This window comes from Delftia sp. K82 (assembly GCF_002193035.1).
In the GTDB taxonomy this organism is placed as follows: Bacteria; Pseudomonadota; Gammaproteobacteria; order Burkholderiales; family Burkholderiaceae_C; genus Comamonas; species Comamonas acidovorans.
Genome location: NZ_MYFL01000001.1, coordinates 2,591,647 through 2,617,150 on the forward strand (window position 1 = coordinate 2,591,647; position 25,504 = coordinate 2,617,150).

Annotated in this window: 21 protein-coding genes; 9 read left to right on the top strand and 12 right to left on the bottom strand. The window is 65.3% G+C overall.

Annotation, left to right across the window (positions count from 1 at the left end):
• The first annotated feature begins 13 nt into the window (after positions 1-13).
• On the top strand, positions 14-406 hold the full coding sequence (locus KDK82_RS11415; protein ID WP_012205307.1) for a hypothetical protein: 393 nt from the start codon (positions 14-16) through the stop codon (positions 404-406).
• A 24-nt stretch (positions 407-430) separates the two neighbouring features.
• Here the strand turns inward: KDK82_RS11415 and KDK82_RS11420 are convergent, their stop codons facing one another.
• Positions 431-1,732: a UDP-N-acetylglucosamine 1-carboxyvinyltransferase gene (locus tag KDK82_RS11420; RefSeq protein WP_043820918.1), complete on the bottom strand. Its 1,302-nt coding sequence runs from the start codon at positions 1,730-1,732 to the stop codon at positions 431-433.
• Between the two features lie 141 nt (positions 1,733-1,873).
• Positions 1,874-2,350, bottom strand: a complete 477-nt coding sequence (locus KDK82_RS11425; RefSeq protein ID WP_088164928.1) for a GNAT family N-acetyltransferase — start codon at positions 2,348-2,350, stop codon at positions 1,874-1,876.
• A 271-nt stretch (positions 2,351-2,621) separates the two neighbouring features.
• Here KDK82_RS11425 and KDK82_RS11430 point away from each other — a divergent pair, with 271 nt between their 5' ends.
• From KDK82_RS11430 to KDK82_RS33385, 3 genes are all read left to right on the top strand, one after another.
• Positions 2,622-2,825 (top strand): hypothetical protein, encoded by a 204-nt coding sequence (locus tag KDK82_RS11430; RefSeq protein ID WP_088164929.1) that lies wholly within the window; start codon positions 2,622-2,624, stop codon positions 2,823-2,825.
• A gap of 272 nt (positions 2,826-3,097) precedes the next feature.
• Positions 3,098-4,150, top strand: a complete 1,053-nt coding sequence (locus KDK82_RS11435) for a linear amide C-N hydrolase (RefSeq protein WP_256974497.1) — start codon at positions 3,098-3,100, stop codon at positions 4,148-4,150.
• A gap of 580 nt (positions 4,151-4,730) precedes the next feature.
• On the top strand, positions 4,731-5,618 hold the full coding sequence (locus KDK82_RS33385) for an IPTL-CTERM sorting domain-containing protein (RefSeq protein WP_306417370.1): 888 nt from the start codon (positions 4,731-4,733) through the stop codon (positions 5,616-5,618).
• A 78-nt stretch (positions 5,619-5,696) separates the two neighbouring features.
• Here KDK82_RS33385 and KDK82_RS11445 read toward each other — a convergent pair whose 3' ends face one another.
• Positions 5,697-5,975: a hypothetical protein gene (locus KDK82_RS11445; protein ID WP_043781835.1), complete on the bottom strand. Its 279-nt coding sequence runs from the start codon at positions 5,973-5,975 to the stop codon at positions 5,697-5,699.
• Between the two features lie 311 nt (positions 5,976-6,286).
• On the opposite strand from KDK82_RS11445, the gene KDK82_RS11450 reads away from it, so the two are divergent.
• From KDK82_RS11450 to KDK82_RS11460, 3 genes are read left to right on the top strand one after another with little or no spacing between them, the layout of a single operon-like run.
• On the top strand, positions 6,287-6,706 hold the full coding sequence (locus tag KDK82_RS11450; RefSeq protein WP_034398464.1) for a hypothetical protein: 420 nt from the start codon (positions 6,287-6,289) through the stop codon (positions 6,704-6,706).
• Between the two features lie 46 nt (positions 6,707-6,752).
• A complete protein-coding gene (locus KDK82_RS33165; RefSeq protein WP_174549406.1) occupies positions 6,753-7,070 on the top strand; it encodes a phospholipase D-like domain-containing protein in 318 nt (105 codons plus the stop codon).
• The gene (locus tag KDK82_RS11460) at positions 7,034-7,231 is read left to right on the top strand and encodes a tyrosine-type recombinase/integrase (RefSeq protein ID WP_306417382.1); all 198 of its coding nucleotides are present in this window, start codon (positions 7,034-7,036) and stop codon (positions 7,229-7,231) included. Before KDK82_RS33165 ends, KDK82_RS11460 begins: the two co-directional genes overlap by 37 nt.
• Positions 7,232-7,474: 243 nt before the next feature.
• Here KDK82_RS11460 and KDK82_RS32010 read toward each other — a convergent pair whose 3' ends face one another.
• A complete protein-coding gene (locus KDK82_RS32010; protein WP_143343453.1) occupies positions 7,475-8,092 on the bottom strand; it encodes a hypothetical protein in 618 nt (205 codons plus the stop codon).
• Between the two features lie 433 nt (positions 8,093-8,525).
• Here KDK82_RS32010 and KDK82_RS32750 point away from each other — a divergent pair, with 433 nt between their 5' ends.
• Both KDK82_RS32750 and KDK82_RS32015 read left to right on the top strand, forming a co-directional pair.
• Positions 8,526-8,702: a hypothetical protein gene (locus KDK82_RS32750; protein ID WP_179217888.1), complete on the top strand. Its 177-nt coding sequence runs from the start codon at positions 8,526-8,528 to the stop codon at positions 8,700-8,702.
• A 77-nt stretch (positions 8,703-8,779) separates the two neighbouring features.
• Positions 8,780-9,157: a hypothetical protein gene (locus KDK82_RS32015; RefSeq protein ID WP_143343454.1), complete on the top strand. Its 378-nt coding sequence runs from the start codon at positions 8,780-8,782 to the stop codon at positions 9,155-9,157.
• A 173-nt stretch (positions 9,158-9,330) separates the two neighbouring features.
• Here the strand turns inward: KDK82_RS32015 and KDK82_RS11465 are convergent, their stop codons facing one another.
• From KDK82_RS11465 to KDK82_RS11500, 8 genes are all read right to left on the bottom strand, one after another.
• Positions 9,331-17,412, bottom strand: coding sequence for a PLxRFG domain-containing protein (locus KDK82_RS11465; RefSeq protein WP_088164932.1), 8,082 nt, complete (start codon positions 17,410-17,412; stop codon positions 9,331-9,333).
• 3 nt (positions 17,413-17,415) lie between these two features.
• On the bottom strand, positions 17,416-19,362 hold the full coding sequence (locus KDK82_RS32020) for a hypothetical protein (RefSeq protein WP_143343455.1): 1,947 nt from the start codon (positions 19,360-19,362) through the stop codon (positions 17,416-17,418).
• Between the two features lie 73 nt (positions 19,363-19,435).
• On the bottom strand, positions 19,436-20,107 hold the full coding sequence (locus tag KDK82_RS11475; RefSeq protein ID WP_088164934.1) for a DUF6682 family protein: 672 nt from the start codon (positions 20,105-20,107) through the stop codon (positions 19,436-19,438).
• Positions 20,108-20,113: 6 nt separating this feature from the next.
• Complete coding sequence (locus tag KDK82_RS11480; protein ID WP_088164935.1) at positions 20,114-20,482, bottom strand: hypothetical protein; 369 nt, start codon at positions 20,480-20,482, stop codon at positions 20,114-20,116.
• An 84-nt stretch (positions 20,483-20,566) separates the two neighbouring features.
• Complete coding sequence (locus tag KDK82_RS11485; protein ID WP_088165496.1) at positions 20,567-20,968, bottom strand: hypothetical protein; 402 nt, start codon at positions 20,966-20,968, stop codon at positions 20,567-20,569.
• Positions 20,969-21,033: 65 nt separating this feature from the next.
• Positions 21,034-22,140: a DUF4043 family protein gene (locus KDK82_RS11490; protein ID WP_256974454.1), complete on the bottom strand. Its 1,107-nt coding sequence runs from the start codon at positions 22,138-22,140 to the stop codon at positions 21,034-21,036.
• Between the two features lie 172 nt (positions 22,141-22,312).
• Positions 22,313-23,338, bottom strand: coding sequence for a hypothetical protein (locus tag KDK82_RS11495; RefSeq protein ID WP_088164936.1), 1,026 nt, complete (start codon positions 23,336-23,338; stop codon positions 22,313-22,315).
• A gap of 65 nt (positions 23,339-23,403) precedes the next feature.
• A complete protein-coding gene (locus KDK82_RS11500) occupies positions 23,404-25,503 on the bottom strand; it encodes a genomic island protein (RefSeq protein ID WP_256974455.1) in 2,100 nt (699 codons plus the stop codon).
• Position 25,504: the final 1 nt, after the last annotated feature.

Genomic DNA, 25,504 nt, shown 5'->3' on the forward strand with positions numbered 1-25,504 from the left:
CAAGAACAGAACCATGCCGGACACAGACATGCACGCCTGCGCGCGCCTTGCGCAGGCCCTCGCCAGAGCGCCCGATCCGGAGAGCCTGGCGACCGATGCGCTATGCCACATCAGCGCGGCGCTGAGCGTGCTGGAAATGCATGTGGAAAGATCCAACCGCGCCATGGTGGTCGGTGTCCACGACCTGCTGCGCAGCTACCACCTCAAGGCAGACCGTGCCGCTGCAGAGCAGCCGGTCGAGGCGCTGGCCAGCAGCGTGCTGCCGCAGATGTCGGCCGACCTTCAAGGCCTGCTGGAAATCATTGACCGCGTGAACGACGACGAGATGGACGACCCCATCCTCTATGCCGTGAGCTACCTGCTCAGGGCGGCCAAGAGATTCTCGGATGCGGCGCCGCAGGCATAGCGGCCTGCGCATCGCCGCCTGGCCTCACTCCTCGTTGGTCCACTCCACCCGCGCGCCCAGGCTGCGCAGGTTCTCGACAAAGTGCGGATGCGCACGGCGAATCGGCGTGGCGTTGCGGATCTCCGATCGACCCTCGATGCTGCTGGCGACCATGAACAGCGCAATCGCCACGCGGATGATGTAGGGGCTCTCCACCACGGCCGGCGTCAGCGGATTGCCGCCAAAGGTGACCACGCGGTGCGGGTCCGAAGAAAACACATGGGCACCGAACTTGGACAGCTCGCCCGTCCAGCCCAGCGCGCCGTCGTAGATCTTGTTCCAGAACAGCGCATTGCCCTGCGCATGCACACCCAGCGCAATGAAGATGGGCAGCAGATCCACCGGAAAGTACGGCCAGGGAGCGGCTTCCACCTTGGTGAGCACATTGCTGGTGAACGGCGTCTGCACCTTCAGCGGCCCCGAGCGCAGCGCGCGCGACCAGCCGTTCTTGTGCTCCACCTGAACGCCAAACTTGGCGAAGGTGCGGTCGATCAGCGGAAAGTTGTCCGGCGTGCTGTTGCGCACCTCCACATCGCCGCCCGTGATCGCACCCAGCGCGAGAAAGGTGGTGATCTCGTGGAAGTCTTCCTCGAAGGTGAAATCGCCGCCGCCCAGCGGCGCACCGCCGCGCACCGTCAGCCGCGAGGTGCCGATGCCGTCAATATCGGCACCCATCATCACCATGAAGCGGCAGAACTCCTGCACATGCGGCTCGCAGGCCGCATTGGTCAGCATGGACTCGCCCTGCGCAGCCACGGCGCACAGCACGAAGTTCTCCGTGGCCGTGACCGATGCATAGTCCAGCCAGTGGCGCACAGCCTTGAGCGGCGCGGCACTGTGAATCAGCAGGGAGCCGCTGGCGCGTTCCACCTCTCCGCCAAAGGAGCGAAAGATGTCCACGTGCGGATCAATCTCGCGCACACCCAGCGTGCAGCCCTTGACGTTGTCCTCCAGCCGCGCCACGCCAAAGCGCGCCAGCAGCGGCGGCACCAGCATGATGGAAGAGCGCATTTCCTCGGGCAGGCGGTGCGAGGACGCGTCAAAGCGCGTGTCGCGGTGGTGCAGCTGCAGCGTGCGCGTGGTCTCGTCCAGCTGCACCTCGCTGCCCAGCGTGCGAAAGATGTCGAGGATCTTGCGCACATCCGTGATGTCCGGCACGCCATGCAGCCGCAGCGGCTGATCGGTCAGCAGCGTGGCGCACAGAATCGGCAGCACGGCATTCTTGTTGGCGGAGGGAACGACGCGGCCGCGCAAAGGCGTGCCGCCGTGGACGATGAGATTGGACATGGGGTGCAGCGCTAGCAGCGATAGGACAACGCGTGATTCTAGGGTTGCCGGGCTGCCCGCAGGCCTTGCAGCGGCAGCACACGCCCGCTGTTTCAACAGGTTTCGTATCCAGGCCGCCTACCCGACAACAAAGCGTCAGCCTCAGCCCTGCACTTCTTGCCCGTAGACGATGAAGCCCCGGTGCTCGGCCACCTGGTCATACAGCGCGCGGCCCGCCTCGTTGGAGGACTGCGTCTGCCAGTACACGCGGCGCGCTCCCGCCTGCGCAGCCTGCGCATAGACCGCACGGATGAGCGACTTGCCAATGCCCTGCTTGCGCCGCCGCGCATCGGCAAACAGATCCTGCAGATAGCACACCGGCTCCAGCCGCGTGGTGCTGCGATGAAACAGGTAGTGCGCCAGGCCGACCAGCTCACCCTCGCTCTCCGCCACGAGCGCAAACACCGGCTCCAGCGGATTGAGGAAGCGCTCCCAGGTGGCCTGTGTGATTCCTTCGGGCAGCGCCGTCTCGCCAGCGCGCCCATAAAAGGCGTTGTAGCCCTGCCAGAGAGGAAGCCATTGGTGGTGATCCGCCTGTGTGACAGGCCGGATCTGAAGCGGAGGAACAAGGGACGACATGGAACTCCTGGCAGATAAATGAAATGGGGACCAGGAATTCTAGGCACGGCAAGCCTCCGCAAAGAGGCTTGCAGGCCACTCCTTGCACCCCTGCGAGGCCTGAGGACGCAGCGCACAGCGCGTCCGCAAAACACATACACGGCGTACAGGCGCGGCCTACATGCGACCTCAACCTTGGCCCGCACAGAAACACCGCGCAACCAATTGAAATAGAGCCCATAGGAGAGCACGTACCCAGAAACCTCTCCAAATCATGTGACGGAGATACAAGATGAGTCGAGTCGTTCCGACAGAAAGCTTCAACCCCGACCCGGATGCCCGCTACCACCGCAGCCTGCTGGAAGCCTTTCCCCTTCGCGGCAGCCAGCCTTTGCTGCTGCGCATGGAGTCGCGCTCGCCCCTGTGGCGCCTGTACGCGCGGGGCTTGCGCGCCTTGCGGGCCGCATTCGCCACCGAACTGCCGAGAACCTTCTGATGCGACACCTCTTCCTCGTCTTTCTGTGGTCTGCCATCTGCGCCATTTCCTTTGCCGTGGCGATGCTGGCCAGCCCCATGCTCAGCCACGCCATCTGACCGTGCTGCCAGCGCGCGTGCCGTTGCCTGCACCACGCCCATAAAACCATCGGCCATCTCCTTGGCCGTCTCCAATGCGGCTTTATCCGACTCTGGATGCAAATGCCTGCCGCCTACACTGCGCCAGTCCATTTGCTTACAAAGGAATAGCCCGTGAAGAAAAGCACATTGCAGATTCGTCCCGTTGTGGGCGCATTGCTGGTGGGATTTGCCGGGCTTGCAGCCCTTTCCAGCGCCTGGGCCTGTACTCGCCTTGTCTATTTGGGTGCGAATGGCCAGGTCGTGACGGCACGCTCCATGGATTGGAAAAGCGACATCGTCAGCAATCTCTGGGTACTGCCGCGCGGCATGGAGCGCAGCGGCAAGGCCGGCCCCAATTCCCTGCGCTGGACTTCCAGGTACGGCAGCGTTGTTACCTCGGGCTATGACGTTTCCACCACCGATGGAGTCAATGAGGCCGGCCTGAATGCCAACCTGCTATGGCTCGTGGAGTCCCAATACCCCGCTTTCGGCGCAGGCAGCAAACCCGGCCTGACCATTGCGGCTTGGGCGCAGTATGTGCTGGACAACTTCGCCACCGTGAAGGAAGCCGTCGCGGCTTTGGAGAAAGAGCCCTTCACCATCGTCTCGGACAACGTGCCCGGAGAGAACCGCCTGACAACGCTGCACCTCTCGATGTCCGACGCCAGCGGCGACAGCGCGATCGTCGAATACATCAACGGCCGGCAGGTGATACACCACGGCCGTGAATACCAGGTCATGACCAACTCGCCGACCTTTGATCAGCAACTGGCCCTGAACGCCTATTGGAAGCAAGTGGGCGGCACCACCATGCTGCCCGGCACCAACCGGGCCGCCGACCGCTTTGCCCGCGCATCGTTCTACGTCAACGCGATCCCCAAAAGCCCGGACCCCAACAAGGCGCTTGCCAGCGTCTTCAGCGTGATCCGCAACGCCTCGGTCCCCTACGGCCTGAATACGCCGGAGGAGCCCAATATCTCCTCCACCCGCTGGCGGACCGTGTTCGACCACCAGCGCAAGCTCTATTTCTTCGAGTCGGCCCTGACACCGAATACCTTCTGGGTGGACCTCAAGGCACTGGACTTCAGCAAGCAAACAGGCAAGGTGCTCAAGCTCGACCTGGGACCGGATCAGGACCACACATTCTCGGGCGATGCCACGCGGAATTTTCAGGAATCGGCACCGTTTGAGTTTCTTGGATTGTGAGAATCAACTTCAGGCACAGGCCATGGGCTCGCGCACTGATGCCTCAATGTCAATTTCGCTTTGTGCTTTGCATAGGAAAAGGCCTCGCATTAATTCGAGGCCTTTTCCCATTGAAAACCAAAAATAGCAAAGCTAATCGCCGTTGATTAATACCATGATGGTTTATTGGAATTCAACTGGAAAAATAAACCCAAACAAATAAAACCCAACAATCTCAAACTCAATACATTTGAATTTTCTATTGATTTATTTATATCAATATATAAACAACATCAAAATGACTACACAAGCCGAAATCAAGTAATTCCTCAATAGACAATATTCAGGCCATCACATAGCATCGCGCTCGCAAAATATATTCACCAAGGGATGAGGAAAAATGCGAGCAACAACACCGAGTCAACAAAGATGGATCACGCCTTGGCCTGAACTGCGCAAGGGCATATTGAATGCGCGTCTTCTGGCAGCTTGCGCTGCGTGCCTGGCCCCTGCGGTCTGGGCAGCGCCCTGCGTCAGTGGAACGGTGTACACCGCCGCTGGCGGACCCCAGGTTTGCACCGTACCTGCAGGCATCACGACCATGACCGTCACCCTCATCGGCGGTGGCGGCGGGGGCGTTCTCAGCTCATCCATGGTGGCAGGAGGAAACGCCGCCGTTGGCACAGGCAGCTTGGCGGTGACTCCTGCCAACAACCTCCTGATCAGCGTCGGTGGCGGAGGCGCCACAGGAGGGCCTGTCGGCGGAGGGGGCGGTGGAAGCAGCAGCATCATCGACACATCCGCCCTCACCGTTCTGGCCGTGGCGGGCGGCGGAGGCGGCGCCGGCCGCAACGACACCGCTGGAGTTTCCGGTGGCAATGCGGGAGTGGGCGTAGGAGGTGGCAACGGCAGCAACGGAACGATGGGCAACGCGGCACACCCCGGTGGCGCAGGCGGCACGGTGGCCGGCACGGGCGGGGCCGGTGGCGTCGGCACCGACGGCACGGGAGGCGCTGGCGGCAGCACCAGCAGCAGGGACGGCAGCACAGCCACAGGCAATGACGGAGGCGGCAGCGGCGGCGGCGTGGGTCCTGCAGGACCAGGAGCCAGTGGCGCCAGCGCCGGCAGCATGGGCCCCGGTTTGGGCGGTGGCGGCGCAGGCGGCGGCGGAGCCGGCGGTTACAACGCCGGTGGTGGTGGCGGCGGCTACGGGGGGGGTGGCGGCGGCGGCGGGAACACTGACGACATAGGCGGCGCTGGCGGTGGTGGCAGCAGCTACGGCACCGGAATCACATTCGCAGCAGCCACCAGCGGAGCGGGTATGGGTGGCGTCGGAGATTCGAATGGTGCGGACGGGTCCGTTCTGATCACCTTCGCGCCCCCAATCGCGTCAGCCCAGGCCATCCCCACGCTTGGCGAATGGAGCTTGTTGCTGCTGTCGGGCCTGCTGGCCTTGGTCGGAGTGGCCAGGACGCGGCGCCAGCACTGAGGCATGCGCCGCCAGCGTTGATGCTGCCCTGACCTAAAAACAAGGCCCGCAACTGCGGGCCTTTCTTCATCTGCGTGTCTACAGGCGGCGCGCGGCGATCTGCAGGCGCTCGGCCAGCGTGGGCTTTGCAGTCAAGCGCTCTGCCGTTCCCAGCACGCCATCGCGGCCCGTTACCGCCCGCGCTATCAGTGCCGTGCCCAGCGCACCACTCACGACACGGCCCATGCCACTTTCCGTGCGCCGGGCGTGGCGCAGAGCCAATAGGCCAGCACCGAGCACCAGCCAGTGCTCTCCCGTGAATCCCTTGCGAGAGTCATCCCACTTGCGCAGGTCCTGGATCTTTTCTGAAATCGCCATTCATTGCTCCTGTTTCTTCAGAGCTTGCATGGTGCCCCGCCAGCGGGCTGCAGGCTGTCGGTCCCTGAGCAAGATTCCGGTGGCGAGAGTCCTACGGGCGCGTTGTGGGGGCCAGCCCCTGTAGTCCAGCTCAATGCGCTCCCACTGGGGGGCTTGCTTCTGTTCCTTGCTCATCCTGCCAAACGTGGCAGGCTTGGGGCGGCACCGTCATCTCTGCGAGGCGGCTCGTAGGCGGCTGTCGCACAATGCGCCCGATCGTCTGGTAGCCTGTATGCGAACGGGGCGATATGCGCCTCCTAGAAAGGACCTGCATGCTTTCCAGAATTTGCACAGCTGCATTTGTCGCCTGCCTCACGGTCGTGCAAGTGCCAGCGATGGCTCAGGCGGATGTTCCCTCTACTGCGGTGAACTTCAAGAAAGGCACGTCGAGCGCCACCGTCCAGGGCAAGCTCCAAGGCAACAAGGTGGAGACGCGCGACTACGTGGTCCGCGCGGGCGCCGGGCAGACGATGACCGTGCAGATGGAGACAAAATCCACCTCGACCTACTTCAACGTGCTCCCACCTGGCAGCGATGAAGCGCTGTTCCGCGGCGAAATGGCAGACGGGCCCACTTGGACCGGCGCCTTGCCCGCCAGCGGTGACTACCGTGTGCGAGTCTTCCTCAATCGTGCGGCCGCCCGGCAGGGCAAGTCGTCCGCGTACACGCTCAAAATTTCAGTCGTGAATTGAAGTGGCGCCGCGCCCGCAGACAGCGCGGGCGCAGCACTATCTGCGTATGAAAAACCTTCCTCGCATTGCACTGGCGGCTCTGCTCGCTCTGCCGATCGCCTCCTTTGCCCAGTCGAGCGTGCAGGTAGGGTTCTCACCCGAAGGTTCCGCCCGCAAGTTGGTGCTGGACACAATCGCCAGCGCCAAGACAAGCATTCAGGTGCTGGCCTACGCCTTCCAGGCTCCTGACATTGCACAGGCACTTGTGGCTGCTCATCAGCGCGGCGTGGACGTGCGCGCAAAGCGTTCAAGGCTGGCGCGCGAGCGGCCGGCTACAGCCATGCCCGGCTGCATGACCTGCGGCACAGCACAGCCAGCGAGATGATCAACGCCGGCGTGGATCTGTACACCATGGGCGGCGTGCTGGGGCACAAGTCTGCCGTGAGCACGAAGTGGTACAGCCATCTGGCTACGAAGACGCTGAAAAGTGCTGTTGCGTTGGTTGGCAAAAAACCCCGCACAACGGCCAAGAAAAAAGCGGCCTGAACTCCACTCTTGCTACTTCTTCGATAGCAAAGAAAAAAGGCCCCGTATTGCTACGGGGCCTTGTGTTCTTTGGTGGGTCCTGCGAGATTCGAACTCGCGACCAACGGATTAAAAGTCAGACTCTCAATCCATACAAATCAACGGGTTACACTATTTTTCGGGAATATTAACCTAACTTCAGACAAGCGTTCATGCGGGTCCCGAGGCCTTATTCCCAGCGTTTCTAACCTCGCAAGTGTTAGCTCATTCGCTGTCTCGCTCAGAACCCTCGTCAGTAGACCCAGTCATTTTTGCCAAGTGGTTTTCAATGCCCTGAAGTGCACTACGTATATCAACAACCGTACTCGCATTTCTCCCATCAATTGCATTAACCACGGCCTCCTCCATACTCTTCAAAGTCGGCATACCTTGAAGATGCCATACCGATATAACACACGTATCAGTAGCATTTTTCTTACGCCATAACGGCGGATTAAAGTGATAGGAAATATCTAATCTCAGTCCTTTTTCACCTAACTCCTTCAGCAACCCCGCATATTGCCCTCCACAAAACACCAATCGCTGACCGGGTGCAAGGGACGGAATTCCAGAGGCGGGTATGTATTTCCCACTTCCATTAGAAGCCTCAATACCAAAAAACCCCACCGGTATTGGACTCGAGAAACTTATATCAAAAGCACTTCCAGTACCAACATTCTCAATAACCAGATTAATTATTGATTGCTGTCTAGAGCTAGGCTCATAGTAAACGACAATCTGCGGTTGAGAGTTTCTATACACGGCCACATAAGCGACTACAGCAGCAATTAATGCAGCGGCGGGCGACAAAATATCAGACAGGTAGCTATTTAAATTTGCCATTTAAAACTCTTCAAAAAAAGTCGCGGGCGGCGTAACTTATCTACGACACAGAGTCAAGGGTGCTCAGAACAGCAACCATCGGAATCGAGAGTTCCCTTAGGGTAAGTGGGAGAAAAGTCACGCTGCTCACCATTGGAGCACCAAGCTTCCACCAGATAGTTGTCACAGCACGGGCACCGCTGGCGCTCATCTGAGAAAGCATGCTTCAGGCAGTACAAGCTTCCCAGCGGAACGTGGTAGTAGTCAACAAGCGCATGGCTGGCCGGCGCTTCGCAAACGTCACATGTGCACATATCATCTCCATCTAACTTGTGTCGGGAAGCCAATGATAGCGTAGTGAAATTTCGCCTAGCGGCCAACTCTGTATGCAATCACAGTGAATCGCTTCCCTGCATCGTAGGCCTAGCATTCCCCAGCTTCGGAAAGATGACATATGTCAATAATGGAATTTTTTCTACTAACTCTTCTATTCTTGGCGGTAGGCTTCATCCTCTGGAAGGAGCAGCAGCCCAAGACTGATGCGGAGAGGGAAGAAGCAGAGATGCGGAAGGAACGCATCCGCCGCCTCAAGGAAATCGAACGACAAAAAGAAGAGAGCAGGCGGCGCTGATCAAGCGCATCTATCCTGCGCGACCACTCCATTTTTAATAACCATTGCGACAGTTTTCTATCAACACGGAGGTCTACATGACTTGGTTTTTCTATGAGTGCCCACCCATCGACTTCAACTGGCATCTGCTTTCGACAGTGAAATCAGTTGCTGCGCGACTTGCATCTATAGAAGCAGAGGCAGCAGCTGAGCATGGCAAGGATATGGTTTCAGCAGAAGGCAGCTTGAACGCCGACTATTTCGTTACGTTGTGGGAGAGTGCAAAAAAGGCAGCAACACAATACGGCTGGGAGGGCGACTTCCGTCAAGAACCTCGCGTCCTGTGGTTCCCATGCCCGGACGAAGCAGACTTTCGTGCAGGCTTTGTATTTAAGCAGGACAACAATGGAACCACTTTTGTCGTCAGCCCCGTTGAACTCCCACATCTACGCAACTATCTCGCTCGCGAGCGCTAGCAAGGCCTCTCAGGAAACCGAATCAATTCCGGTTTTGTGCCGGAATTGAACAAAATCAATGACTTACGTCCTCTGGATGCCGGCAAGGAACAAGGAGGGCGTCTCCTGCTTTCTGCAGGAGATTAAAGAAATCAAAGCGTTAGAAGGGGGTGCAAGACCCGCACCCCCTATCCCTACTCGTCGCCTGCGAAACGCCCTGCCTCCATGGCATCGCGCCGCTTCTTCGGCAGGTAGACCCCGTCTTCGGCATCCCGAATCCGCTTCTCCCGCATGCGCACGCTCTGGGCCAGCTGCATGGGCTGGATGCGGCGGGCCGGGTTCTTCTCGTTGAACCGCTGGATGGCTTCCCGCGCTTCGGCCTTGCCCTCCTCGTCCTTGGCCATGGCCGCCATGGCGAACTGCTCCACCAGAGCGCTGCGCCGAGCCTGCAGCGCGCGGTCCTGGCCGACGATGGCGGCCTTGCCTTCGTAGGCGTTGCGCACGCTGGACGGAGAAAAGCCCACGGCCTGGCCGGCCACGGCGGCCGCGTCCACCTGGTCCTGCACCACGATGCCGGTCTTGTCCTTGACCCCCTCAGTCTCGTAGCGCCAGGCCTTGAGCGGACCACGCAGCACGCTGGGCGCCATGGTCTCCAGCCCGCGCTGGTATCGGCCTTCGCTCATCTCCTGCAGGCCCTTCAGGGCGTTGATGCCGATGCCGGCCACAGGGCCCAGGGCGGCGGCCATCGCCGACTCGCCCAAGCGCTGGCCTTCCAGGCCTTCCTGCACGTCCGGCAGGATCAGGCGATCCAGCCCCACGCGGCCCGAGATGTCCCAGGGCGTCAGGCGGGACAGGCCATGGGACAGCACCTCGGCCGGCTTCTGCCCGAAGGCGTCGGCCAGCATGTTCTGCATGGCCACCTGCGCGTCCCAGGGCTCGTCATCGTCGCCGCCCAGCATCGAGGCCGCGGCCAGCAGCGTGGTCACCATGGGCAGGCCCAGCACACCGGCCGCCATGGCGTGCGTGGTCAGCAAGCCAGCTAGCGCCTTGCGCGCGGCGGCGCGGTCTTCGGGCTTGGCAGCTGCCAGGGCCTGCTGGGCGTTGCGCACCAGGGTGTAGACCATGTTCTGGCCGTACTGCTTAAACAGCAGCAGCACCCGGGCCACGTTGCCCTGCATGACGCGCGGGCGGTTGTTCGCGCTGTAGTCGAAGTGGCCGTCGTAGGTGGCCTGTACGGCATCCTGATAGGCGTGCTGCTGGCTGGTGCCCGTCTCGCGCGCCAGGCGGTACGCGGCCACGAAGGTCACCTGGCGGTTGAACTTCTCGGCGTGGTGGAACATCCAGCTGGCAGCGTTCATGACCGGCCGCAGCTTGTGCGACACGTTGCGGTCCTCGCCCTGGGCGATGCCGGCCAGGTCGTGGGCCATGGTCACGTCGATGACGCCCGAGCGCACGGCCTCGTCGAAGGCGGCCTTCTCGTCCGGGCTCAGCGATCCGGTGATGTCGTTCTTGCCGCGCACCGCTTCCTGGCTGGCCTTGAGCAGCGCGGCGGCCGACTTGCGGAAGCCCCAGCGCGCGCCCATGACCGGGTAGGCCACCAGAGCGGTCTGGGTCAGGTTGACCATGGCGGAGGCCGGGGACAGACCCAGGTGGAACATGAAGCCCACGCTGGTCAGTGCCGTGGACAGCGCATTGGTCTTGGGGTTCATGGCCGCATCGTGGCGCTTGACCATCTCGTCGACCACCTGCTGGCCCTTGATCGAGTCGAAGCCGGCATCACCCGCGCCTTGGTCCACGCGCCGCTGCATCTCGCCGAGCTGGTCCTGCAACTGGTCGCCATACCGCAGCTTGGCCAGGTAACTGGCCCCGTGGAAGACGTTCTGGGCGAAGGCCCGGCGCGCGTCCTGGCTGAAACCGGCCGTGCCCTTGCGGTGGATCCCGTGCTTGGCCCAGGACAGGTCAGGCAGCGAGGACAGGTACAGCTGGCCCAGCGCGTCCTCGAGCTCGGCCCGCTGGGCAGCGTCCATGCCCTGCTTGTCCAGCACGCCGTACAGCTGCTCCATGAAGCCCCGGCCCACGGTGTCGCGCTCGGCCACGAAGTCCTTGGCCTTGAGCACCTTGCCCACGCTGAAGCCCTTGTCCTTGGGGAAGGCGGAGAGCATCTGGCCGCGCATGGCATCCGCCTCGGCCATGGTCTCTGCCCGGCTGACGCTGGCGGTCTTGCCGTCTGCGTCCTTGACCACCACCACGTACTGCCCGAAGCGCGCCAGGGGGAAGTACACGCCCTTGATGTGCCCGAAGAACTCATCGTCCATGCGCTTGAGCATGGCGGCCTTGCGGTCGCTGCTCATGCCGCCGGCGCGCTCGATGCGCTCCTTGATGGCCGAACGGACGTCGCGCATGTGCTGGCGGTAGGTGTCCCGGGCCTTGGTGTAGACCTCGCGCGCCTCGGGCGTCAGGGCCTCGAAGCGGCGGCGCAGCGCGCCGTACTGCACGCGGTTGTCGTCGGCCACGTAGTCGGCGGCCGGATCCATCTGCGCCAGGGTCGAATCGTGCATCAGCTCGGCCAGAGCCCGCTCGTCGGCCAGTTTGGCCCAGTTCTGGGCCAGTTGGTCCGCGCCGGCGCCGGCCTCGTTCTTGTCGGCATCCATCCTGGCCATGAGGTCGCTGTACGTGCGCAGCTCGGGCAGCATGTCGCCGTAAACGTCCACCAGCTGCCTGCGGCCCAGGAAGCCCAGGCCCAGGGGCCGCAGGTCCGTCGCCTTGTGGCCGGCCAGCTTCTTGACGTTGGTCGCCGTCATGGCCTGCAGCGTGGCGCCCACGCGCTGGCTGGCCGGGTTGTCGCCCAGGGTGCGGTAGCGCGCCAGGCCCGCGGGCCCACCAGCCGTCGAGGAGGTGCGGCCCTCGCCCGCGCTGTCGATGGCGCGCAGCACGAAGCGCTCGGCCTCGTTGTAGGTCATGTTGCGGATCCGCCCGGCCAGGCGCTGCATGCCCATGCGCTCGGCCACGCCGGCCAGCCAGTTGGCCAGGGAGCGGATACGCAGGCCCATCCTGGTGCCGGCCTGCTGCTGGGCGCGCAGCTCCTGGGCCACCACGGCCAGGCCCTCCTCGATGGCCAGGGCCTCGTAGCGGGCGGTCAGGTCGGAGCCATGCAAGCCCATGTCGCGCAGCACCTGCAGCTGCAGCGGTGCGTCGGGGGCCTGCTCTTTCCAGTCGATGGCATACTGCCGCACCCTGGCATCGCGCTTTGCCAGATCCAGCATGGACTGCACATAATCGGAGCCTGGCAAGACATTGCGTACACCCAGGTGGAACATCTCATGAAACAGGGTCTCGACAACAGCGTCAGCACTGCGGTGGGCGGAAGCAACGATGACGATGCGGCCCTCCCCGGGTATCGCCGCCCCCATTACACCGTCGGGCGCATCGACCCCAAGCTCATCGCTCCGAAGCACGATACGAACTGGTGGCGGGGTCCGCAGGCCCGAAAGGGCATCGTCCACCGCCTTCTGGGCCTGCTCAAGCGTCAGGCCTGAGCCCGGCGGCACATCGCTGGTCGCGCTGAACAGCATCACCGAGCCGTCCTCGCCGCGGCGCGTGTCCACCGTCTGGAAGAAGCGGTCGAAGGCCTCGCGGACCTGGGGCAGCTCTCCAGCCGTCGGATAGGGATAGGCGCCCTCCAGCGCGAACGCACTGGCCGGCACCACGTTGGCCAGGAAGTCATTGCCAGCGCTCTGGTCCTGCAGCTTGGCGATCAGGTAGCTCTCGAAGGCCCGCGCCGACATCTCGCGGCCGGTGGTCCAGTAGTGCTTGGTGCGCCGGTCGTCCAGCTTGCGCGAGCGCTCCTGCATGCCCGTGGCGTTGATGGTGTTGCGCAGGTCCCGGAAGGCTGCGCGCATCTCCTCGCGCACGCCATCGCCACCACGCTCCCCTTCGGTCATGAAGCCGGCACCGTCGCCGCGCTGGCGGGAGAAGTAGTTGTCCATGGCGTGCCACCATTCGTGGCCCAGGGCGCCGGCTGCCTGGCGCTTGGTGAGATTGATCACCACCTGGCCCGGCTCGTAGTGCGCTGCTGCAGCGTCCACGCCGCCCGAGCCGCGCGCGCCGAAGGCCAGGCCCAGCCGGCCGCCCAGCGACAGCGCCCGGGGCGGCAGGCTCAGCACGCCGGCCATGTCCATCAGCGCGTCATAGGCCTGGTTCAGGTCCTGCTGCCGGCGCGGCCCCTCCACGTAATTGCCGAACTGCACGCCACGGAAGCCGAAGGCATCCTGGAACTGCTGGGGCGACACGTCGGCGCCCTTGCGGTAGTCCTCGCCGATGCGAGGCGCATTGCTGGCCGAGCGCACGGGTGGCACGGCCTTGTAGTCGGTCAGCAGCTGCTCCAGCTCGGCCTGGTTGTCGGCCAGGTACTGGCGTGCGGCCTTGATGTCCTGGAAGCCCGGCTTCAGCTCAGCGACGTTGCGCCCGATCTTCTTGCCGATGAAGAAGGCGCGGGCGCCCCCGGCGCGCTTGGCGTAGATCTCGAACGTGGCGCCACGGGCCGGCGCATCCTGCTCTGCAGCCAGCTGCGCGGCGCGGCGCGTGAAGGCCTCGATGGCCGCCTCGCGCGTGTCGCCCTTGGCCAGCTCGCGCGGCCAGCTCCCGAAGGCCGAGGCCTTGGCCTGGCGCGAGACGGTCCAGATACTGCGCGGCGGGTCATATCGCACGCCGTCATACATGGAGTAGCTGCCCGCGTGCACCTCGATGCCCTTCAGCGAACGCTCATGGCCCAGGGCCTCGTACAGCGCCGCCTGGTTGGCGATGCCCGTGGGCAGGCTGGTGTTGTTCAGCTGCGTGCGCACCGCCTGCGGGTCGAGCCGGCCGGCCAGCAGCTCGTCGGCGAAATCGCGCAGCGTGGCCACGCGCTCAGACCAGCCGCGCAGCTTCCAGGAGGACTGGGGCTTGGTGGGCACGGCATCGCGCATGGCGCGCACCAGGGCCACGGCCTGCGGCTGCGTGCCGCCCTCCAGCAGCTTCTGATAGTCGGGCTCGGGCCAGGTCTTGGAAAGCGGGTGCGCCTTCACGTCCAGCGCCTTGGCCTTGGCCATGCCGTCGGCGTAGGCCTCGGCATAGAGCATCTTGCGCGCGCCGGTCAGGGTCTCACCGAAGTCCTCGATGCGGCCCTGCTGCTGGGCAGCGCGGGCGGCCGAGGGCGAGGGATCAGCGGAACTTTCCGCCGATCTTCCCTGCTGGGCCGAGCGCACGGACGCAGGCCGGCGCGCCTGGGTGGGGTCAGATTTGAGATCCGACCCTTGCCTATCTGGGGCGGCGGACGGCGAGCCGGGCATTTCTGCGCTTGGGTCAAATGTGGGATTCCCCCATATTTGGCTCGGCGCTTCCTGCCCAGCGGGCACCGCCGTCCGGGCCGCCACGGCCGCGCTGCTTGCAACGGGATTTTCCCGCTTCAAAGCGTTGCCGCTTAACGCTCCTGTTTCTGCAGCATGCACTCCTGCAGGCTGTAGCTGGCGCGCAGCGTCTGCCGCATCGATGTCGGCCACGATCTCCGCCAGACGCTTGCCACGCGGCTCCAGGCCCAGGCCACGGGCCACGCGGCCGGCCTGCATGGCGTTGGTCCGCCAGTTCGCTGGCCGGGCGGCACTGCGTTGCTGGCCTACGAACCCCAGCGACGGGTCGCCCTGGGCTGGCGCGGCTTCGTGGGTGCTGGTCAGGCCCTGGCGCTGCAGCTCGGCCTGTGCCTGCGCGCGCGTCTCGAAGGGGCGCCCGTCGGGCATGGTGATGGTGCTGGCCGGGCCGGCGCCGACCTCGCGCGCGGGCGCGTCGATGACTTCGGTGCTGGGCGTGGGCGCCGGCTGCGCGCCAAGCCCTGCCCCATCCTGCTGGTCGTCCAGCGGCGTGATGCGCGTCAGGTTGCTCAGGCCCAGGTCGGCGCGGCGCGCGCGTTCTGCTTCCACCTCCTGGCGTCGCTGCCGCTGCTGGTTGATCACGGAGACGGCCTCGGCGCGAGTTTCCGGCCGCACGCCTTCGGTGCCGGCCACCATGCGACCAGAGGGCGAGTTGTCGTAGGCCAGTGCCGGCGAGGTGGGCTCTGCGCTCAGAGGGCGCACGGGCGTGGTGTTGCTCATACCCAAGTCGGTTCGGCGCTGGCGTTCAGCCTCGAGCGCCTGGCGCTCTGCCTCGTTGGCATTGATCTTCGCCACCGCTTCAGCCCGCGTCTCAGGACGCACCCCCTCCGGCCCCGCCACCATACGGCCCGACGGACCGGCATCGAAGCCCAAGACCGCAGGGCCGGCCTGGGGCACGGCGGCGCGTTGTTCCTCGGGCAGGCGCACCGTGGGCTGCACGTCGTAGCCCCGGCCGCTGGGGTGCGGCACCACGGAGACAGGGATGCCGGCGGCGGCAGCCTGGCGGCGCAGGCCGTGGGCCTGGTCCAGACGTAGTGGCGCGCCGGGCTGCAGCTGCTGCGCGAGGGCCAGCTGGTTGATCTGCTCGGCTGCCGGGTCGGCGACGGCTGGAGCGGCAGCGGGCACGAAGTCGATCTCGTTGCCGAAGGCCCGGCGCTCGGCTGGTGTCAGCGTCAGCCGTTCATCCGGTCGGGCAGCGCGCGACGCCATGAAAGCATCAGGGGAGAACGTCGCGTGCAGCGCCTGCGCGGCAGCCTCACGCGCGCCGGGCACCAGCCCCGCCCCGGGCGCCCTGTTCTCGTCCATGGCCTCAGCCAGGAGACGCCGGTACTGCGGCCGCAGCTCCGGCTTGACGGCCTGCTCGATCAGCGGCGCGTACTCGGCCACGTCGGGCAGCGACCCACTCGGCTCGAAGTTCCGCAGGATGCGCCCCTGCTCCATGTCGGCGGGGGCCAGGTCAGGCTCGGCGGCCGGCACAGCTGCAGCCAGGCCGCGAGCCTCAGCCTCGCGCGCTGCTCGCACGCCTGCCGGGATGTCACGGGCCAGGTCGGCCTCAACGATGCGGGCGGCGCGCTGCTGCTCCTCGGTCATGCGCGGCATGGCTTCGGCCATGGTCTCCTGCGCGCTGACAGCTGCTGGTGCCACGGGCATGGGCGCCAGGCCCAGGTCCCCAGCCATGACAGCAGCCTTGGACAGGGGACCGGCGTTGGGATCGATAGCTGGCGCACCAGCCGCTGCTGCGGGTTGGGCGGCATTGCCTGCCGCCTGCACGGCCTCGGGCGTTTCGCCAACGTTCCCCGCGGCGTCGGCATAGAGCGGCTGGCCAGCATCCGGCACGGGCGTGCTGTCCGGCTGCGCGCCTGGCTGAGCTGGAGAAGCCGCTGCGGTGCCGCCAGCTGCATCCGTCTGCAGTTGCCCGCCTGGCTCAGCCTGGGGCTTCATGCCTGCACCATGGCCACCGCGCACGGCTGCTCCGGTACCGGCACCCAGCAGGCCTCCGGCCACGCCTTCAGCCACTGCCTGGCCGGCCACGCCCTGCCAAGTCGGCACGTCGCCACCCTCACGCTGCTGGGCCACGTTGGACGCGAAGCGCTCCTGGCCACCCTGCACCGCCTCGGGCAGGCCTTCTGTCACGGCGCCCGTGGCCGCGCGCCGCAGCAGTGCCTGATTGGTGGCCCGGCCGGCCAGCGCGCCGCTCACCAGCCGCTCCACGCCGGTCGTGCCCGTCACCAGGCCCAGCCCAGCGCCCAATGCAATGTTGTCGGCGTTGGGGCCGATGTAGGCCTGCGCACGGTCTGCGGCCTGGCGTGCGGCTTCCGGCGTGGCGCCCTGCTCCCGCTGCTGCTGTTCCACTGCTTCGTGGATGCTGCCCTTCACCGAGCCCGCGCCCTGCGCTGCACCCAGGCCTGCGCCCAGCGCCGTGCGGGCTGCCGCGCTGCGGCCCACCGGCGTGAACATGGATGCCACGATGGGCACCACAGAGCCGGCTGCTTCCGCCACGGTGCTGACAGGCGCCTCAGCGATGCCGCCCAGCTGCGCGCCCACTTCGCGCAGCACGGAGCCGGACTGTTCAGCCTCGCGGATGGTCTGCGCCCGTGCGGCTTTCTCGGCCTGACGCTGCGGGCTCAGCCAGCTCTGCACAGTGTCCTGTGCGCTGCCCAGCTGCTGGGATACAGCATTGCCCGCGCCGCCGGCGTCAGCGATGGCTTTCGTGGCGCCCACGGCTCCACCGGCAAAGGCCGTGGCAATGTCCGCCAGCTTGCGCCCGGTGCTGACCGGCTTGACCACATCGAATTGCGACCAGTCCACAGGCTCTGCCGCTGGTGCCGCGCCTGCGCCCACGGGCGTGTAGTCGTTCCAGTTCACGTCCGCCATGGCTCAACCTCCCACCAGCACGGGCTGGCCATTCTTCACTTCGTACAGTCGCCCGTCCTTGCCGCGCACCATGCTGCCGTCGGGCGGCGTGGCCGCAGGCTGCACCTGGGTCGGCATGCGCCGCATTTCCCCGGTGCGCTCGTTGACCGCACCCAAGATGCTCTCGGTCTTGTTGCCCTGAGCGTCAGTACCGCCTTGCAGAGCAACAGACTTCCAGCGGTCCTCACCGTCCTTGCCCAGCAGCGTCAGCAGGCGTTGTCGGGCGTTGCGCTGCTCGGCTGGCGTCTGGGCGTTTTCCACTGCCTGCTGGGCCGCCTCCAGACGATTGGCAGAGCGATTCTGGTAGCCCGCCGCGATCTGCTCCAGGCTCAAGCGACCACGGGCGATCTCATTGGAATCTGCCGTGCCCAGCGCGCCGAGGGCTGCACGCTGGCTGGCCCCCTGCTGCTGGACGCCCTCGCGCTGCAGCGACCCGCGCTCGCGCATGCCCGCGATCTGGAGTGCTGGTTCAGCCTGGCGCAACGCTTGGTCCGTGGCCAGCATGGCCCGGTACTCCTGCATGGCGGGATTGTTCTCGGCACCACGTCCGCCGAACCGCCGTGTGTTCATGATGGAGCTGGCAGACACCTGCGCATTGCGCAGTTCGTTGCGCGCCTGCCAGTCGTTGCCGCTGTGGCGCATCGTGGGGACTGACACACCAGGGGCGGGCGCGGCAGCTCCAGTCGCCAAAGCCAGGAGACGGCCATAGGCTTCATTGCCAGCGCCGTTGCCGGCAGGTTGCGCGGGCGCGGGTGTCTGAGCGGCGGCCGTGGCCCGCGAGGGCATGGCCTCCCCAGGCGGCCCCATCAGCTCGCCTTCGTTGTAGTGAGCCAGGCCGGATTCACGATTCGCAATAGCAGGAGAGGCAACGGCGACGGGCGGCGTGGCTCCAGTGGGGGCAAGCGTCCCACCTGCCCCCGTTGTCCTCACCGCCTGCAAACCTGCGTCCAGAAGCCTGCTGGCGGCGCCGCCGGTCTTGGCGATAGTGGAAGTGAGATTCCCAGCTGCTCCTGGGACTGCGTTGGCCAGGTTCATGGCATTGCGCCCGACCTCGGTGTTTGCCCAAGAGTCCTGCGATCCGTCGGCTGCAGGAGCCTTGGGGTAGCCGTCCACGGGGATCTGAGCCATGCGCTCAGCAAGACTGCGCAGCCGGCCACCCTGGTCGTCGGCCTTGACCAAACCGCCGTCGGCGAATCCTGGTCGCGGCTGCGTGCCATACAGAGGGCGAGGCTGTGTGCCAGTGGCAGCGGGCTGCTGATACTGGGGCAGGCCCGGCACGCCGGGCTGCTGCGGAGCGCCAGGCGCCGGCACAGCTGCAGGCTGGTTCATCGCATTCAACCTTGCCTGCGCGGCATCACGGTCTCTGCCCGGAACGATGGAGCTGGCCGTGACTTCGAGGTTGCGCTGGGCGTTGCGTGCCGACCAATCCATGGGTGCGGCCGGTGCAGGTGCTGGAGTGGCAGCGGCGGTAACTGCAGGTGTAGCACCAGTAGATGCTGCTGGCTGAGCACCCGGTGCCGCAGGAGCAGGAGCGGCGGCGGGCGGAGGCCGCATGCCCGGGTTCTCGCTGTAGGTTCCGCCGGGCGCGCGACCGTTGATGGTGATATTCCCGCGAATGTCGGTGCCGCTGTAGCTGTTGCCGGTGCGCGTCACAGCGCTGGGATCGTCCACCAATCCGCCGTCTGCATAGTGGTCAGCTTGGCCTTTGCCCGTGGGGGTGTGCGTGCTGGCCACCAGATCGCGCAGGCTTTTCACGCCCACCTTCTTCACCGTATCGGCGGGCAGAATGAATTCGCCGTCGGATGCCTTGATATCGATGGAGTCGGAGGTGCTGGTGCCAGGACCGCGAATATGACCACCGTTGCCGAGGGCCAGGAGCCGGCGCGCCGCCGGAGATTGAACTTGTGCCATGGGAGACCTCTTGGGTGTTACCCGATGCAGTCTCTATGGCTCCTGTGGAAACTGGAAACCCCAGAGGGGGCACTCACCAGTTGCTCTGCACGATGGGGGGCCGGCGGTCCCGGTGCTTGCGCTGCACATTCGCGTCGGGCCGCTCGCCGAAAGCCTGCTCGAACAGTGCCAGCGACGTGGCGGCTTTGGCCGGATCGAAGGCGTCCGCATCTTGCTTGAGATAGGCCCGGTGCAGCATCCAGTCCATGAGACGCATGTGGAAGCGCTCATGGATCTCGGGCTGGGCCTGGGTGTTGCACGGGTCGATGGGCTTGAGCGCGCCACGGTAGACGGTCAGCGCGATTTCGCCGGCCTCCACGGGCGTGGGCACCAGCCTGATGCGGGGCGTGCCGCGGCTGTTGGCGCCGTCGAACACCCAGTAGCGGGGCATGCCGGAGCGGGTCTCCCAGGCGCCATGGCTGCAATCCAGTTCCTCGACGCTGGTTTCCTCCAGCACACGGCCGCGAAAGACCAGGCGCTTGACCTGCAGCACGCTTCGGTGCAGGTCGTAGGAGGATTTGCCGGGCTCCAGGGTGATGGTGCACACGGCTGGCGTGGCGCGGTCCTCGATCAGCTTGGCCCGCTCGCACGCCTCCTGCACAGCCTCGTTCAGGTACTCGACGATGTCTTCCGTGGACCAGAACGGCGGGTCGGCCGTGTCGCGGACCGCTTCACGGAAGCGCCGGATGATGTCTTCGACCCGCATGGCTGCTTACGCCTGGGCGCCCGACTTGACCTCGGCGAAGACCTGGTCGGCTTCCTCGCGGGAGACCTGGAAGCCAGTGATAGCCTTCAGGCGGACCAGGTTGGGTTTGCCGTCACTGGTGAGGTCGTCTTTGTTGCCACCCTCGGCCATTGCCTGCAGCGCCTCGCGGATAGCCAGTTGGCGCGACAGGATCTGGGTTTTCACCTCGGCAGTGCCGCCTTCGACCAGCACGGCGCCGCGCGCCATGGCTTCGCGCTGGAATCGCTGGGGCACATCAATGCCCTCGGGCGTGGCCGGCACCACCATCGTGTGGCCGGATGTCAGCGAGACGGGGAGAGGATCGGTGCCGGGGGCACGGAATTTCATGGAGTTCATGGTCTTGTCCTTTGGGAGAAAAGGCCCGGCGGCACGTGGCCACCGGGTAAAGGGCCGTCGCAGGCCCTGGCCACCGAGAAAGAATCAGGCCTGCGTGAAGGCCGAGCGGCCCGGCACGTAGTACTGGATGGAGATGCGAGCCTGGCCGGCCGTGGCAGCCGCGCCGGCCTGGGCCAGCAGGGCCTTCAGGCTTTCGGCGATGGGGTGACGCCAGCCAGTGATGGTCAGCGCCGTGCGTCCTGCGGTCTTCAGGTCGATGGGCGTGGCGGTGTAGCGGTCGTCGTCGGCCGTGTCGCCCAGCTTCAGCGTGGCGCTCGTTGCAGAGTTCCAGGCCGTCAGCACAGTGACGTCGCCGCCGACCAAGATGGCGTTGCCGGGCAGGTCGATGGCAGCTTCTGCCGTGCCGTAGGCAGCTGGATCGCCGAAACCGATGTCCAGATAGGCGACGATCAGCTCCTGGCGCGAGGGGTTCTTTTTGATGGGCATGGTGCGCTCCTTCAACAGCAAAGGGAGAGAGCACCGGGACCCGCGGGCCCCGGTGAGAGGCCTGCTTAGGGCAGGTAGTGGTCGATGGTGAAGAGGCCGAAGTCCTCGACCGACTTGTTGTAGATCGAAGGGAACTGAGGCTTGAGGAAGCCGATGAACTTGTCGATGTTCAGGCCCACCTGGCTGCTGTACTGGAACTTCTTTTCGTCCCAATCGCCAGGACCCAGGTCCGCCATGCCCAGGGCCTGGGCACCGCAGACCAGCGTGCGGGTGCCATTGACGTTGCCGCCCGCACCCCACTTCTGGCCGACGGCCGCGCCCTTGGTGTTGTAGACCAGGTTGAACTCTTGGATCACGGCACCGTCGATGGTTACCATGGCGCCCGTGAACCATGGCGAGTTCTGCCCATCCTTCGCAGCAACGGCCGTAACCGCTTCACGGTAGGCCTGATCCTGCTTCAGCAGGCCCAGCGTGCCGGGCTGCACGAACACCACGTAGTGGGGCTTGCCGCCGGCCATCAGCGGCTTGATGCGGTTCTCCTTCGCATAGGTGGTCGCCTGCACGATCATGTTGTAGTTGGGCTTGAACGACGAGGCGATAGCGCCCGTGTTCGACAGATCGAGGCCCGTGCCGTCCCACATCAGCGAGCGCTTGGCGCTGGGCGGGCGCACGTCGGCCGCGAAGTCCAGGCTGGGGAACACAGAGCCGGCATCGCGGCGGGAGCCGTCATTGTTGAACTCGTAGCTGATACCCGACATGGTCAGAAATGCCAGCTGGTCGCAGCGGTTGGCCAGCCAGTAGGACAGCTTGTCGCGGCCCTGCTGGCGGAAGTTGATGGTCGTGCGCTGGTCGGAGAGCTTGCCGGTGTTCTTCACGCCATGGCTCAGCAGGTCATACGTGATGATCTGGCTGTGCGATTTCATGGATTCTTCGTTGCCTTCGCGCTCGTTGTCGCCGCGCACGCCATCGCCGACCAGGTCGGCCACCAGCTGGATCACACAGGCCTCGGCACCCTTATCGGTCTTGGTCAGCTCCTTGACCACCTGGATGACGTTGTTCTCGCCCGTGCCCGAGAACTTCTTGAGAAACATCAGGTCGCGCGCGGCGGCCCAGGTCTCACGGGCCCAGGCCAGCTTCTGGACTGGGGTCAATGCAGCAAAATTGGTTTCCATTTCATGCTCCTGGAAGTTGGTTCACTTTTCGGGACATGACGCCGCCCAGTTGCGAGAGACATGGCTTTGGGCGGCCAAGGGCGCCAGGCAGCTTTACGCCCGCCCAGGGCGACAACCCGTTGATGCCGCGCCGGCAAGGTGGGTGAAGCCTTGCCGGCTGGGTGAGCCGCGCTCAGTCGCCGCGTAGGCGCTTGCGCTCGGCCTCTGGAAGCTCCATGTATTCGTCGTCGGTGATCTTGGTCGGATCAATCGCCGCCGCCGTGGAGCGGTTTCCAAGGCCGGCCTGCACGCTGGGGGGCTGGAGCATCGAGTGCTGGGCCCCGCGTCGTGCGGCTCGCCCAGGGCGTATATCAACAGAACCACCCTGCCCCTGGATACCCCCAGGGGGGTGACCTGCCGGCGCGAAACGCGGCGCGATGGTCTGGACTGCTTCGGTCACGGCCTGATGCAGGGGTATGCCGCGACCGGTCTTGAACGCCACGGAGGCCTCGATGAGGTCCATAGCCTCCGCGCCCTCGGGCTCCTCGAGCCACGGATAGGCCTGGATCAGGCTCTCTACGGTCTCGGTGGCCCGTGCCTGCGCCGCGCTGGCAGCGTTGGCTTGCCGGTAGCGCTCGAAGGCGGAGTCCTCGATGGCCGCATTGATCTGCATGCGCAGCTTGGCGGCTTCCTTGGTGTCGCCATCCAGCATCAGCTGGGCGTACTGCTCCTCGGCCTGGGCGACATCGAGCTGCCGGCGCTCAGCAGCCGGTGCTGGTGCAGCAGCAGGAGCGGCCGTCTGGACCGGTTGGCTGCCACGCAGCTGGGCGAGCTCAGCCTCAAGCGCAGCGGCACGCTCCAACGCAGCCTTGCGCTCGTCGTTGACCTCGTTGAAGCGGGCCCGCGGGATGCCGCCGCCGCGCGTGCCCTGGCCGCCAGTGCCATCATCTTCGGCGCCATGGGCCGCGTCGCCACCGGCGGGCGGCTGGCCACCACCACCGCCCTCCCCGCCTTCGCTGGCGATCAGGGATTGCAGGGATTCCTGGCTCACGTCGTCGCCGTCCAGGTCGCCGCGCAGCTTGCGGCGTTCCTCTTCGGGCAGGGCCAGGTAGTCGTCGTCGGGATCAGCCACAGCGGTGTTGGTGCCGGTGGTGTCGGTGCCGTCTTCTCCAGCAGGCGCCATGTAGCGGAACAGGATTTTCTTCAGCAGCGGATTCATGGTTCTTCCTCTTCAGTGGTGGTTTGGTGGTTCACGTCCGGCCACGCGCCGGCAGGTCGTTGGTGTCAGCCGAGATCCGGGCCGGGTCGCTCGATACCGGCCTCCTGGCCCGCCGCCGGGCTAGCGGGGCCGGCCGGTGTCAGCGGGTCGGTGTTTCGCTGCGGGGCATCCAGGCCGGGCAGCGCCTGGCTGGGCTGCGGCACGATGGGTCCAGCGTCCCGGTCCACGTAGCCAGCAGAGCGCAGCATGGAGTCGGCGATGGGTGCCGCGCCCGGGTTGCGCGCGATCTCTAGGGCGGCCTGTGTGCCGCTGTACTGAGCCTTGATGGCCACGTCCACGGCCTGCGCATCGGTCTTGCGGGCCTGGGCGTCGATCAGCCGGGCCTGTGCCTCGGCGCGCGGATCGACCGGCTGCTGGCTCTGCATGCTGGCCAGGATCTCCTGCTTATCGGCCAGGTTGGAGTGCTTGATCAGCGTCGGGTCTGGGATGGCCACGCCCGCCTGCTTCATCTCCAGGGCCTGCTTGAACTGCGAGTTCTCGAAGGTGACCTGGGCCGGCTGCTCCGTGATCACCACGTCATAGGTGCCGATGGTCACGTCGTTCAAGTAGCGGCCCGTACCGGGATCGAAGCGGTTGATCTCCAGTGTCTGGTCGGTGGGCTTGCCCGTCAGGGGATCGGTCTCGGTGATCCGGAACACGCGGTAGCTGTCGTAGTAGCGCTGGATCAGCTTCAGGATCTGCTTGGCCAGCAGCCGGCGCGTGTACGCCAGGTTGTCCAGCGGCACGGCCAGTTGCTGCTGGGCCGCGAACTGTTTGGACTGGATGGCAATGCCGGGCTCGTTGGCGCCGCCGATGCCGCGCATGGCCTCGGGCACCGTCACGTCCTTGAGCACGCCACTGGCCCGGTCCAGGATGCGGTCCATCCCAGAGGGCACCTGGTTGGGCTGGATCTTCTCGGGCTTCCTGGCTCCCTTCTTCACCTCGATGTGCAGCCCCGTGGCGCCGCCGCGCATCTCCAGCTCGTCGGGACTCATGTTGGTGATGCTGCCCTGCTCCGTGATCCAGCCGCCATTGGCCGAGCTGCTCAGGATGTGGATGATCTGGGACATCGCCTTGTTGACGATCTCCTGCGGGCCGATGGCGTCATCCACCATGCCGCCGGTACGGCCGCGCCGGAAGTAGGCGAAGTACGGCACCACCGTGAAATGCTCGTAGGGGCTGAAGGTGTCGTGCAGCGTCGCGGTCAACGTGGTGACGGTCCACTTCACCCGGCGGCGCATGCGCTTCGCACGCACCGCCCCCTGGGCCAGCGCGTCCTCTATGGAGTCCGGCGCCATGTGCTCCTCGATCTGCACGTCCCCGGTGTTGGGCCAGACCATGCAGGCCGTCTGCTCGAAGACCCAGCGCTGGCGGTCGATGATGCGGTAGCGCACCAGACCGTCCTCAGCCACCGAGCCAGCGTCGTAGGCGCCCAGGCGGTTGCGGCTGGCGAACTTGCTGCGCGACTCCTCGTCGTCCAGCTCGCCGAAGTCCACGCCCCCGTCGTGGCTCTCCTCGGCCTTCTTCCGCGCCTGCTTGCCGTACAGCTGCTCGATTTCGTCCAGGGTGAGCCAGCGCGTGATGATGACGTCGCTCCACTTGTCGGGGTCATAGCTCTTGGCGTCCGGGTCCGGGATCACGTCCATGGGATCCAGCGTGCTGAGGGCGATCTCGCCCAGGATGTTGTCGTCGAAGCACATCCTCAGGTCGAAGTACCCGCGCTGCTGGATCACGCCGTCGCTGAAGACCTGGGTTTCGTGCCAGTGCAGGCCCGCCATGTCGGCCACCTGCATGGCGACCTTCGACAGGATCGTGGCGCGGTCCAGGTCTGCGTCGCCGCCGCGTGGCTTGAAGGCGATGTCCACGCGGTTCTGGATCTGGTAGCCGATGGCCGCATTGATGGAGGGCTTGATCTCGTTGAGCTCGTAGCAGGGCCGGCGCTCCTCCTCGAGCTGCGCGCGCGCCCCGGGCGTCCACTGCTTGCCCTGGCCCATGTACATGTCCTCGCAGCGCTGGGCCTGCGGCAGGTAGTCGAGGTGCCCGCGGTCCTTGCCGTACTGGTAGCGGTTCCAGTTGGCACGTGCCGCGTCGTCCGCGGTGCTGATGATGGAGAGGGTGTTGTTCATG